Source organism: Methyloglobulus sp. (assembly GCF_964779595.1).
The window spans coordinates 37,180-49,122 of the sequence record NZ_CBAROL010000006.1 but is presented as its reverse complement, the minus strand read 5'-3'; the positions used below and the strand labels follow the sequence as shown (position 1 = coordinate 49,122).

The 11,943-nt window shown below is 47.2% G+C and carries 10 protein-coding genes; 4 read left to right on the top strand and 6 right to left on the bottom strand.

The features are described 5' to 3' along the window. Window positions 1-8 precede the first annotated feature (8 nt). A complete protein-coding gene (gene ppnN, locus AC1YY3_RS04005; RefSeq protein ID WP_482194332.1) occupies window positions 9-1,379 on the bottom strand; it encodes a nucleotide 5'-monophosphate nucleosidase PpnN in 1,371 nt (456 codons plus the stop codon). 387 nt (window positions 1,380-1,766) lie between these two features. Between ppnN and AC1YY3_RS04000 the strand changes: the two genes are divergently transcribed. Further along, window positions 1,767-4,625 carry a valine--tRNA ligase gene (locus AC1YY3_RS04000; RefSeq protein WP_482194331.1) on the top strand — a complete coding sequence of 953 codons (2,859 nt, stop codon included), beginning with the start codon at window positions 1,767-1,769 and terminating at the stop codon, window positions 4,623-4,625. A 296-nt stretch (window positions 4,626-4,921) separates the two neighbouring features. Here AC1YY3_RS04000 and AC1YY3_RS03995 read toward each other — a convergent pair whose 3' ends face one another. From AC1YY3_RS03995 to AC1YY3_RS03985, 3 genes are read right to left on the bottom strand one after another with little or no spacing between them, the layout of a single operon-like run. Beyond that, window positions 4,922-5,422 carry an MOSC domain-containing protein gene (locus AC1YY3_RS03995; protein WP_481824059.1) on the bottom strand — a complete coding sequence of 167 codons (501 nt, stop codon included), beginning with the start codon at window positions 5,420-5,422 and terminating at the stop codon, window positions 4,922-4,924. 43 nt (window positions 5,423-5,465) lie between these two features. Next, window positions 5,466-5,789 carry a rhodanese-like domain-containing protein gene (locus AC1YY3_RS03990; protein WP_481824058.1) on the bottom strand — a complete coding sequence of 108 codons (324 nt, stop codon included), beginning with the start codon at window positions 5,787-5,789 and terminating at the stop codon, window positions 5,466-5,468. Window positions 5,790-5,805: 16 nt separating this feature from the next. Then, on the bottom strand, window positions 5,806-6,972 hold the full coding sequence (locus AC1YY3_RS03985; protein WP_481824075.1) for a pyridoxal phosphate-dependent aminotransferase: 1,167 nt from the start codon (window positions 6,970-6,972) through the stop codon (window positions 5,806-5,808). A 111-nt stretch (window positions 6,973-7,083) separates the two neighbouring features. On the opposite strand from AC1YY3_RS03985, the gene dksA reads away from it, so the two are divergent. The 3 genes from dksA (at window position 7,084) to acs (ending at window position 10,480) form a co-directional block, all read left to right on the top strand. Then, window positions 7,084-7,518 carry an RNA polymerase-binding protein DksA gene (gene dksA / locus AC1YY3_RS03980; protein WP_481824057.1) on the top strand — a complete coding sequence of 145 codons (435 nt, stop codon included), beginning with the start codon at window positions 7,084-7,086 and terminating at the stop codon, window positions 7,516-7,518. Next, window positions 7,518-8,447: a tRNA glutamyl-Q(34) synthetase GluQRS gene (gene gluQRS, locus AC1YY3_RS03975; protein WP_481824074.1), complete on the top strand. Its 930-nt coding sequence runs from the start codon at window positions 7,518-7,520 to the stop codon at window positions 8,445-8,447. Before dksA ends, gluQRS begins: the two co-directional genes overlap by 1 nt. Window positions 8,448-8,542: 95 nt before the next feature. Continuing rightward, a complete protein-coding gene (gene acs, locus AC1YY3_RS03970; RefSeq protein WP_481824056.1) occupies window positions 8,543-10,480 on the top strand; it encodes an acetate--CoA ligase in 1,938 nt (645 codons plus the stop codon). On the opposite strand, the gene AC1YY3_RS03965 is transcribed toward acs, so the two are convergent. Both AC1YY3_RS03965 and AC1YY3_RS03960 read right to left on the bottom strand, forming a co-directional pair. After that, complete coding sequence (locus tag AC1YY3_RS03965) at window positions 10,477-10,803, bottom strand: hypothetical protein (protein WP_481824055.1); 327 nt, start codon at window positions 10,801-10,803, stop codon at window positions 10,477-10,479. The genes acs and AC1YY3_RS03965 overlap by 4 nt on opposite strands. A gap of 49 nt (window positions 10,804-10,852) precedes the next feature. Continuing rightward, entirely contained in the window at window positions 10,853-11,830 is a 978-nt protein-coding gene (locus AC1YY3_RS03960) for a malate dehydrogenase (RefSeq protein ID WP_481824054.1), read from the bottom strand. Window positions 11,831-11,943: the final 113 nt, after the last annotated feature.

Genomic DNA, 11,943 nt, shown 5'->3' with positions numbered 1-11,943 from the left:
ACCATTCATCAAGTAACTATCCGATAACACGGCGAGTACTTTTTCCCTGGTAATTTCATCCGATGCTGTGCGACGAACGAGGCCAGCAAAGTATCCATCAAGGTCATGATGTGACTATCGCCGTTAATTTCAAAGTGGCCGTATTGTTCGATAGCACGTATGCCGGAATCTTTAACATTACCTGCAACAATGCCTGAAAAAGCGCGCCGCAGGTTGGCGGCGAGCAGGTGTTTTTCTTGATTGCTGTGTAAGGCTAGGGCTTTCATGCTGTCGTGGGTCGGGTTGAAAGGTTCTTGAAAAACGGGGTCTATCTTTAATAGCCAGTTGAAATAATAAGCATCGCCGTGTTGCTTACGAAACGCCCTGACTTGGCTGATACCCGCCTGCATTTCACGCGCAACCGATGCAGGGTCGTCGATGATAATTTGGTATCTACGTTGCGCCTCTTCTCCCAACGTGGCTGAGATAAAGCTGTCAATTTGCTCGAAATACGTTTTCGCGCTATCAGGGCCAGAAAAAATCAATGGAAACGGCATATCCTTGTTATCGGGATGGAGCAAAATGCCCAATATATATAGGATTTCCTCAGCCGTGCCTGCGCCGCCGGGGAATACCACAATGCCGTGACCAGTGCGGACAAAGGCTTCCAGACGTTTTTCAATATCCGGCAAAATCACCAAGTCGTTGACAATGGGGTTGGGCGATTCCGCCGCAATAATCCCAGGCTCGGTGATGCCCAAATACTGTCCGTTTTTGATGCGTTGCTTGGCATGACCGATGGTTGCGCCCTTCATCTGGCCCTTCATCGCGCCAGGGCCGCAACCGGTGCAAATATCCAAGCCGCGCAAACCCATTTCATGCCCGACGTGTTTGGTGTAATCGTATTCTTTGCGATTAATAGAATGCCCACCCCAGCACACGACCAGCTTGGGGTTAGCCATCGGGCGCAAAATATTGGCGTTACGGAGGATGTGGAACACGGCATTACTGATACCGTTAGAGGTTTCGAGATCAAAGTGTGAGTTATGATTGACCTCATCATTCACATAAATAATGTCTCTTACTACCGCAAACAGATGTTCGTTGATACCTTTAATCATGTGTCCATCGACAAAAGCGTGTGCGGGCGCGCTTTTTAGCTCCAACTTAATGCCGCGCTGTTCCTGCACGACACGTATGGCAAAATCGGGATAACGCTCCAGCAATTCCTTACCATCATCCATCTCGCTGCCGCAGTTCAAAACCGCCAACGCGCAATTTCGGAAGATTTGGTACAGCCCTCCTTGGCTGCTGTCCAGCAACTTGCTGACTTCTTGCCTGGAAAGCACTTCCAATCGACCATCAGGCGATATTTGTGCATCTATCACATCGTATTTCATCTTATTCCTCGTTTTTCTTATTAAATAGCGAAGTGAGTTATTGCCATCTTCGCCACATTGAATCTATGGTAGTGGGATAAACCTGTATTTTTAATGAATTGACCGACCTCATGCCTGTGAGTCGCGTGTATTTTGGTGTGACAAACCTAGGTTTGTCACTCCGCCGTACATCATTTTACAGATTTAAAACACTATCGAATTTTTTAGCCATAACACGCTATTGTACAAGTTTTAGGGCTTTGTTGATTGTGTACGCGCTCATCCAGATGTCATTCTGATTTCCAGATCATGCTTGCAACCTTAGGAAAATCTTTTAACATTTCAAAAGCAATTCAGACGTGTCTGTTAAAATGCTTCAACTTTCATATTAATACAACAACACGCTACATGGAAAAAACTTACGCACCGCACGACATCGAACAACGTCTGTACAAAAATTGGGAAGCCAAAGGCTATTTCGCGCCTTCAGGTCAAGGTGAGCCATACTGCATTATGATTCCGCCGCCCAATGTGACGGGCAGTTTGCACATGGGGCATGGCTTTAACAACACGATTATGGATGCGCTGATCCGTTACCATCGGATGCAAGGACGGAATACCTTATGGCAGGTGGGTACGGACCATGCTGGGATTGCGACGCAAATGGTGGTGGAGCGGCAATTGGCGGGCGAAGGGTTAACCCGCCATGACTTAGGTCGGGACAAGTTTCTGGAAAAGGTGTGGGAATGGAAAGCAGAATCCGGTGGCACGATTACCCGCCAGTTGCGGCGTTTGGGTTCGTCGGTGGATTGGACGCGTGAGCGTTTCACGATGGATGAAGGCTTATCCAAAGCGGTGCAGGAAGCCTTCGTGCAATTGTACGACGACGGTCTGATCTATCGCGGTAAGCGTTTGGTCAATTGGGATCCGAAGTTGCATACCGCAATTTCCGATTTGGAAGTAGTCAGCGAAGAAGAAAAAGGTTCGATGTGGTACTTCCGTTATCCACTTGCTGATGGCTCTGGGCATCTTGTTGTTGCAACCACCCGTCCAGAAACCATGCTCGGCGATACGGCGGTGGCGGTTAATCCTAATGATGATCGTTATCAGCATTTGATTGGAAAGACGATTTTACTGCCGATTACCCATCGTGAAATCCCTATTATCGCTGATGATTACGTTGATCCTGAATTCGGTACGGGTTGCGTCAAGATTACGCCAGCCCACGATTTCAACGATTACGAGGTGGGCAAACGCCACAATCTTCCGCTGATTAACGTACTGGATCTTGATGCCAAAATTGTTAGCGAATTCACCGTATTAACGTTTGAAGGTTATGCCAGTACGCACGGTGAAAAAGCACCGGAAGCCTATGCTGGACTAGATCGTTTTGAAGCACGTAAGAAAATTGTCGCAGAAATTGAAAGCCTGGGGCTGCTGGAAAAAATCGATCCCCATACCTTGAAAGTGCCGCGCGGCGACCGTTCCGGCGTGGTCATCGAACCGTGGCTGACCGACCAGTGGTACGTGAACGCGAAAGAACTGGCGAAACCGGCAATCAAAGCCGTGGAAGACGGCGACATCAAGTTCGTGCCGCAGCAGTATGAAAACCTATATTTCTCATGGATGCGGGATATTAAGGACTGGTGCATCTCGCGGCAACTCTGGTGGGGGCACCGCATTCCGGCTTGGTACGATAATAATGGCAAAGTCTACGTAGGCCGCGATGAAGCGGAAGTGCGTACAAAATATGCGCTAACTGCCGAGACTGCCCTACGTCAGGATGAAGATGTATTGGATACCTGGTTTTCATCAGGTTTATGGACATTTTCCACCTTGGGGTGGCCGGAGCAAACACCGGAACTCAAAACCTTCCACCCCACCGATGTGTTGGTGACAGGTTTCGACATCATTTTCTTCTGGGTGGCGCGGATGATTATGATGACCATGCACTTCATGAAGCATGAAGATGGCACGCCGCAAGTGCCGTTCAAGAACGTCTACGTGCATGGCTTGGTGCGCGATGCCGAAGGCCAGAAGATGTCCAAGTCCAAAGGCAATGTACTTGATCCATTGGACATTATCGACGGCATTAGCCTTGATGAACTGGTGGCGAAACGCACCAGCGGATTGATGCAGCCACAAATGGCGGAGAAAATCGACAAGCGCACCCGCAAGGAATTCCCCGACGGTATAGCACCTTACGGTTGTGATGCACTGCGTTTCACGTTTGCTTCGCTGGCTTCCACAGGGCGAGATATTAAGTTCGACATGGGACGGGTGGAAGGCTACCGCAATTTCTGCAACAAGCTGTGGAATGCGGCACGTTTTGTTTTGATGAATGTTTCAGAGGACAGAGGACAGTTGACGGAAGACAGATGCCAAGATAGTAATCAGTCCTCAGTCCTCAGCCTTCAGTTTTCTGTCCCTGATCGCTGGATCAATACTCGCTTAAATCAGGTAATTGCGACGACTAGCCAATCTATCGACACTTACCGTTTTGACTTGGCGGCACAAGCAATCTACGACTTTACCTGGAACGAATTTTGCGACTGGTATCTAGAATTAGCCAAAATTTCATTGCAATCTGACGATGCGGCTTTACAACACGGCACACGCAAAACCTTATTAACCGTGTTGGAAAAATTATTGCGCTTGTCGCACCCGATCATGCCGTACATTACGGAAGAAATCTGGCAAACAGTCGCGCCGCTTGCTGGTATTCAGGGCGAAACCATCATGTTGCAACCCTATCCCAGTGTCGATGACTCTCAAAATGATCCTGATGTTGTCACCGAAATGGATTGGCTGATGAATTTTATCTTAGGGGTTCGCCGTATCCGTGGCGAGATGAATATTGCGCTCGGAAAACCGCTGCCTGTTTTATTGCAGGATGTTTCTGAGCAAGACCAGCAATATTTGACTAATAATAAAATCTATCTACAAAAACTAGGCCGCATAGAATCTATTGCTTGTTTAGGCAATGGTGAGACAGCACCGGAATCGGCGATGGCTTTAGCCGGAAACCTGAAAATTTTGATACCCATGGCCGGTTTGATAGACAAAGCGGCAGAATTAGCGCGATTGGACAAGGAAATCCAGAAAATTAACAACGAACTGCCCAGAGCCGAAGGCAAGCTGAACAATCCGGCTTTTGTGGATAAAGCACCTGCGGACGTTATCGAAAAAGAAAAAGCGAAATTGGCAGATTTGCGCTCATCGCTTAAAAATCTTGAAGTGCAGCGCGAGAAAACCAGGGCGTTGTAGGTTAGCTCGGTACTTGGCTTGGCATTTAGGCGATTTAGTCCCTTCTCCCTTTGGGGGACGACTGCCAGGGATGGCGGAAGTGCAGTAGCAGGTATGGAACCTGCGCCGCTAAGGTTAGAATGAGGGGGATTTAAACAGTTGATTTTAACCCCCTCACCCCAATCCTCTCGGCAACTGCTCCTGGGTTGCTCTACTAACCTACATAATCCACATGGATGTGGTGAATGCAGATATTGCAGGAGCAAATATCTGTCCATGTAGGAATCCAACAGGAGAGGGATTTTACTTTCTTAACTTTAGCGGCATTGCTTATCATCCACCACGCAGCAATCGCCCAATCGCACAACACCGTCAGATAACACATCGGCCCGTAAGCCACCTTTGTTTGTAAAAGCCCTGATGATTTGTGCTTGTGTTAATGAGTCCTGCGGCAGTTGCCGTGCCAGCACACGGCAGGGCTCACACAATTCTATGCCTCTGCATAACACATCACCTACGCGGAAGGTCTTGCCGACCAATTCATTCAATCGAATGTCCCTCGTAACAAAATTACGTCGGGTAGCGTTGAGTTCGATGGATTGTTGATAGGCTCTATTAAACCCATCAATCACTTCTACCTCGATAAGAGTGATATTTCGACCAGGAATTTTTTGGCTAAAGCCAAAAAATCGGTCACCAACCACGCCTTTCCCTGTTTTCAGTTGCACGGATTCAACAGCTAATTGTTCAGCGTGTCTGGTTGGGGCAACAAAAATGGCGATGATGCTACCTGAAGTATTAAGCGATTCGAATGCCATTGTTTAGTTAAGAAGCGAATTCAACCCAAACGTGTAAATCCAACTAATATCTCGCCACCGAACTATCACATTCAATCGACCACGCATCAATACCGCCAACCAGATTACTGATATTCTTAAAACCGACCTGCGTAAGAAAGTTGGCGGCTTGCATACTACGCATACCATGATGGCAAATCAGCACAACCTCCTGATCCATATCAAGTTCCTGCAACCTTTGTGGAATTTGGTTTAGCGGTATCAAAACACTGCCGTCGATATGGGCAAACTCAAATTCATTCGGCTCTCTTACGTCAAGCAGGAAGAACTGCTCTTTATCCTGAAGTTTAGTTTTTAATTCGGTGGCAGAGAGTTGTTTAATGGGCATGGTTATCCTCTTCTTGTTAAATCCGGCTAATAAAGTGTTCTAATCGTTGCATAGCAACTGCCATGCGTTCGATAGTGGTCGTATAGGCAAAGCGCAAATGATGATGGGCTTGATAGCTACCAAAATCTTTTCCTGGGGTTATGGCAACGCCTTCTGCTTCTAAAAATTCTAACGCGAATTGATAGCTGTCGTCGGTAAATTTCGCGCAATTAGCGTAAATATAAAAAGCGCCGTCGGGTTTGACGGGAATTTCAAAGCCTAATTTTATTAGTGCGTCATAAAGATAATCTCTTCTAGCGGAAAATTCGACTCGCCTTTTTTCCAATTCACGAAGGGTAAGCATATCAAAAGCCGCCAATGCTGCATATTGCGACAGCGTTGGGGTGGCAATAAATATATTTTGTGCCAGCATTTCTGTGGCTTCCACAAATTCATCGGGAACGATTAACCAGCCGATTCGCCAGCCCGTCATGCCAAAATATTTGGAAAAGCTGTTGATAACAAAAACATTATCAGCATATTCCAGCGCAGTGTGCGCGCTCTTGCCGTAAACTAGACCGTGGTAAATCTCATCCGAATAAAAACAGCCGCCCAACTGCTTAACGGCATGAAGCATTTTTTTGAGCTTTTGTAGTTCAACCACTGTGCCTGTTGGATTTGATGGCGAGGCAAGCAACACACCTTTTGTCGCTGGCGACCAATGTTGCCTGATTAACTTAGCAGTTAATTGATAATTCGTTGTCGCATCGACAGGCAGGGTTGTCGCTTTGCCTTCAAACAACTTGATAAAATTGCTGTTACAGGGATAACAAGGGTCAGCCATCAAGATTTCATCGCCAGGATTGAGGCTGACACCCAGTGCCAACAAAAACGCCCCAGATGCACCAGGCGTTACGAATATGCGTTCCTTATCGACAGTTACCGCATAACGGGTTTGATAAAAAGCCGCAATTTTTTCCCGTAATTCCGGCAAGCCAGCGGCAGGCGTGTATTTGATGTCACCCGTTTGCAGGTGTTTGATGCCAGCATCTATGATAGTTTGCTGGGTAGGAAAATCGGGTTCGCCGATTTCCATGTGGATAATATCGCACCCCTGGCTTTCCAATTCCTTCGCACGACACAATATCTCCATAACATAAAAGGGTGCAATATCGGCTGTACGTTTTGCTAATAGACTCGTCATAAAGGCAGGTTTGGTTTTATTGTCCAAAATCATAGCAATAATCCTTGCTAACTGCTGACTATTCTGCTAAAAATGCGCGGTTTATTTAGTTTGCCATTTAGGAGTTCTTGAATGACCGATAATCCCAGAGCGGGTATGTCGCCTTTCAGTTTTAAGCCTTACGTTGAAAAGGAAGGCGAAGAATACATGGATGATGCTCAATTAAAGCATTTTGAGACCATCCTTAACAATTGGAAAGTGGAATTGATGAAGGAGGTTGATCGCACCGTCCATCACATGCAGGATGATGCTGCCAATTTCCCCGATCCGAATGACCGTGCCACCCAGGAATCAGAATTCAGCCTGGAACTGCGGGCGCGTGACCGTGAACGCAAGCTCATCAAAAAAATTGATGAAGCCCTTAAAGAGATTGAATCCGGTAGCTACGGCTTTTGTGAGTCGTGCGGTATCGAAATAGGCATACGTCGCCTGGAAGCAAGGCCGACTGCAACCTTATGTATCGACTGCAAGACGCTCGATGAAATTCGTGAAAAACAGATGGGTTAATACTGATCCCACCTCTACTTAAGCCCGGTCAAGACATTTATACCGAGCGGTTTGCCCCCTCACCTACAGGGTCGCTACACCTCGGCTCTTTATTCACGGCACTTGCCAGTTATCTTGATGCCCGTTCCCGACAGGGTAAATGGCTGCTCAGGATTGATGATCTTGATTTGCCGCGCAATAAAGATGGCTCAGTTGCCGCTATCTTAAAAACCCTGGAGGCTTTCGGTCTGCATTGGGACAGTAGCGTTCACTACCAAAGCCAACATCTTGACGATTACGCCGCTTTTTTAGCAAAGCTGGCGCAAAACCAGCTTACTTATCGTTGTATTTGCAGCCGCAAATTATTGGCTCACTTGCCCCCTGACGAAAGCCCCAATACCAAACACAGTATTTATCCCGGTATTTGCCGACATAAATCAATTTCCCCTGATACGCCTCATGCCATCCGCATCAAAACTAGCGATTGCACCTTATCTTTCAATGACGAATTGCAAGGCACAGTTAGCCATAACTTGGCAGAGCAACATGGCGACTTCATTTTAAAACGCAAAGACGGCATTATCGCTTATCAATTTGCCGTTGCAGTCGATGATTATCTGCAAGGCGTTAACCGCGTCGTGCGCGGTTGTGATTTACTCGAAGAAACGCCTAAGCAAATCTATCTTCAACAACTATTGAGTTTTCCTACGCCCGATTACATGCACGTGCCTGTTATCGTCGATCACCACGGCTATAAACTCAGTAAACAAACCCTGGCAACGGCAGTCGATACCAAAGCCCCTAATCAAACACTCTTTGACTTGCTGGTGTTGCTTAAGCAAAATCCGCTTGATGAACTTAATGGTGCTACAGTTAATGAACTGTTGGCTTGGGCGATTGCAAATTGGTGTCCTGATGCTTTGGCTTTGTGCCGTGCCATCAATCCATAAGATATGCCATGTGTATGATAATGGTATGGATTACCGATTTGCCCAAATCAAGAGTTAAACTTGTAAAACCATACAGATAAAAACTGAGTAACTATATGTCCGAAGCCAAACTCTATGCCGTTAAACCAGAAATCGCTGCAACCGTGAACATCAATCAGGCTGAATACCAAGCCCTCTATCGCCGTTCAATAGAAGAACCGGAACAATTCTGGGCAGAACAGGCTGAGCAGTTCCTGGATTGGAGTCAACCTTGGCATACTGTCATGGAATACGACTACCCCAAAGGCTTTATCCGCTGGTTTGAAGGCGGTAAACTGAATGTTAGTGTTAACTGCCTGGATCGGCACTTGGCCCAGCGTGGCGACCAGGTTGCCATTATCTGGGAAGGGGATAATCCTGAGCATGACCAGAAAATCACCTACAAGGAATTACACCAACAAGTCTGCAAATTTGCTAACGTACTGAAAAACCAGGGCGTAAAAAAAGGCGACCGCGTGTGTATTTATTTGCCTATGATTGCCGAAGCGGCAGTCGTCATGCTAGCGTGTACCCGCATAGGCGCTGTGCATTCTGTGGTATTTGGGGGGTTTTCTGCCGAAGCATTGAAAGATCGCATCCTGGATGCCGATTGTAAGGTGGTGGTGTGTGCCGATGAGGGTTATCGCGGTGGTAAGGTCGTCCCCATTAAAGCGAATGTCGATCAGGCAATAGCGCATTGCTCAGGTGTAAACAAGGTTATCGTCATTAAAAATACGGCGAATCCTGTAGCTTGGGATGAAAGACGAAATATCTGGTATCACGAAGCGATGGCGGCAGCTTCAGATGTTTGCCCACCTGAAGAGATGGATGCTGAAGATCCCTTGTTCATCCTCTACACGTCCGGTTCAACAGGCAAACCGAAAGGCGTGTTGCATACCACGGGCGGTTACTTGCTGTTTGCGGCAATCACCCATAAATACGTATTCGACTATCATGACGGCGATATTTACTGGTGTACCGCCGATATAGGCTGGGTTACTGGGCATTCTTACATGATCTACGGCCCCTTATGCAATGGTGCAACTACCCTGATGTTCGAGGGAGTCCCCACTTATCCCGAAGCCGACCGGTTCTGGCGGGTGATTGACAAGCATCAAGTCAATATTTTCTATACGGCACCCACCGCCATTCGCGCATTGATGGCGCAAGGCAATGATTTTGTCACCCGTACAGACCGCAGCAGTCTTAGGATTCTCGGCAGTGTCGGCGAGCCAATCAATCCAGAAGCATGGGAATGGTACTATCACGTAGTTGGTGATGGTCGCTGTCCCATTATGGACACTTGGTGGCAGACCGAAACTGGCGGTATTTTGATTACACCTTTACCTGGCGTAACCCCGTTGAAACCGGGTTCTGCAACCTTGCCTTTTTTTGGTGTACAGCCTGAGATTATGGACGGCGAGGGTAAAATCATGGTCGGCGAGGCAACCGGGATTTTGGTTATCGGAATGCCTTGGCCTGGTCAGGCACGGACGATTTACGGCGATCATCAACGTTTTGTGGATACCTATTTTAAGGCTTATCCCGGTTATTATTTTGCTGGCGATGGCGCACGGCGCGATGAGGATGGTTATTACTGGATTACCGGACGGGTGGATGATGTCATCAACGTATCAGGCCACAGGTTAGGCACGGCAGAAGTAGAAAGTGCGCTGGTGCTGCACGAGAACGTCGCCGAAGCCGCTGTGGTAGGCTATCCGCATGACATCAAAGGTCAGGGCATTTATGCTTACGTCACCTTAAATGCAGGGGTAACGCCAAGTGAAGAACTGAGGAAAGAGCTAATCAAGCTGGTCAGGCATGAAATCGGCGCGATAGCCACGCCAGATGTTATCCAATGGGCAACAGGCTTGCCGAAAACCCGGTCCGGCAAAATTATGCGCCGCATCTTACGTAAAGTCGCCGCCAATGAACTCGATAATCTGGGTGACACCTCAACCCTAGCCGATCCGGCTGTGGTTGAGGATATAATCAAAAATCGGGCTACGCATTAAGGTTTGGCATACTCCAAAATTTCTTGCCCCATCAATAGGCATTCTGCTTTGATGTGGAAGTAAATCAAACGTATTCGGTAATTTCCTTTGTATTGCGAACCCCACAACTCAAGGACTTGAAACTTCTGTTTTTTGTATGCCGGATTGCTAATGGCGGGAAGCTCTTTTACCTTGCTATCAATTGCTAAATCTACGCCGTGAAATTTACCCAGTCTTTTCGCCTGTTCTATGGCGACATCGACACATTGCGGGTTTGTTGTTGCAATGGCATTGAAAGTGGTGAGCAAGCCTAGGATAACGATTACGTAATTGATTGTTTTCATTATGGCTAAGCCTGATTGGCTTGTATCCAAATCAATTTACTGGTGCTAATTAAAGCAAATGCCTAACAATATCCCGCTCCTCTTTTAATTCAGCTTCCGTTACTTGCATCTTTGCTAGGCTGAATTCGTTGATGTCCAGCCCTTTGACTACAGAGATTTCACCGTTTTTTACCAGCACGGGAAACGAATAAACCAAGCCTTGTTCAATGCCGTAACTGCCGTCAGACGGGATGCCCATGCTCACCCATTGGCCTTCGTCTGTGCCTAAAGCCCAGTTTCGCATTTGGTCTACCGCCGCATTCGCTGCCGATGCGGCACTGGACTGTCCACGGGCGTTGATAATTTCCGTGCCGCGTTGCTGCACTTTAGGGATGAAGTCGTTAACAAACCAATCGTATTCCACTAAGGATAACGCATCCAAACCTTTGACTTCAGCATGATGAATATCTGGATATTGGGTGGCGGAATGATTGCCCCAGATAATCACATTTTTGACATCTTTTGTGAGTACACCGCATTTTTCCGCCAATTGGCTTAAAGCGCGGTTGTGGTCAAGCCTGCTCATGGCGGAGAAATTTTCCGGTTTTAAATCCGGTGCATTCCGCAGTGCAATAAGCGCATTGGTGTTGGCGGGATTGCCTGTTACCAGCACTTTAACATTCCTATTTGCCACTTCATTGAGTGCTTTGCCTTGTGCAGCAAATATCTCGGCATTAACCGTCAGCAAGTCATTACGTTCCATACCTGCGCCTCTTGGACGTGCGCCTACCAAAAAGGCGTAATCGACTTTTTTAAAGGCCTTATAAGGATCATCGGTTATTTCAACACGATGCAGCAAGGGATTAGCGCAATCGCTTAATTCCATAACGACACCTTCCAAAGCTTTCAATGCAGGGGTAATTTCCAACAAATGCAGGATGATAGGTTGCTCAGGACCTAATAATTCGCCTGCTGCCAGCCTAAACAGCAAGGAATAGCTAATGTTGCCTGCTGCACCTGTTACCGCTATGTGGGCGGGTGTTTTCATGGTTATCCTTGTGTTGTTTTATGGCGATTGTGGGAGTTTAACCAGCAACACCCCATCCAGCAATAGCTAATTGAGTAATAGGTGTGAATTAGAGATTGTATTGGCTGAATAAC

Bases quoted from the DNA above. Each gene is read 5' to 3' on its own strand.
- dksA (WP_481824057.1), top strand. From the start codon at position 7,084: ATGACCGATAATCCCAGAGCGGGTATGTCGCCTTTCAGTTTTAAGCCT.
- AC1YY3_RS04000 (WP_482194331.1), top strand. From the start codon at position 1,767: ATGGAAAAAACTTACGCACCGCACGACATCGAACAACGTCTGTACAAA.
- AC1YY3_RS03985 (WP_481824075.1), bottom strand. From the start codon at position 6,972: ATGACGAGTCTATTAGCAAAACGTACAGCCGATATTGCACCCTTTTAT.
- AC1YY3_RS03960 (WP_481824054.1), bottom strand. From the start codon at position 11,830: ATGAAAACACCCGCCCACATAGCGGTAACAGGTGCAGCAGGCAACATT.
- ppnN (WP_482194332.1), bottom strand. From the start codon at position 1,379: ATGAAATACGATGTGATAGATGCACAAATATCGCCTGATGGTCGATTG.
- acs (WP_481824056.1), top strand. From the start codon at position 8,543: ATGTCCGAAGCCAAACTCTATGCCGTTAAACCAGAAATCGCTGCAACC.
- AC1YY3_RS03965 (WP_481824055.1), bottom strand. From the start codon at position 10,803: ATGAAAACAATCAATTACGTAATCGTTATCCTAGGCTTGCTCACCACT.
- AC1YY3_RS03990 (WP_481824058.1), bottom strand. From the start codon at position 5,789: ATGCCCATTAAACAACTCTCTGCCACCGAATTAAAAACTAAACTTCAG.
- AC1YY3_RS03995 (WP_481824059.1), bottom strand. From the start codon at position 5,422: ATGGCATTCGAATCGCTTAATACTTCAGGTAGCATCATCGCCATTTTT.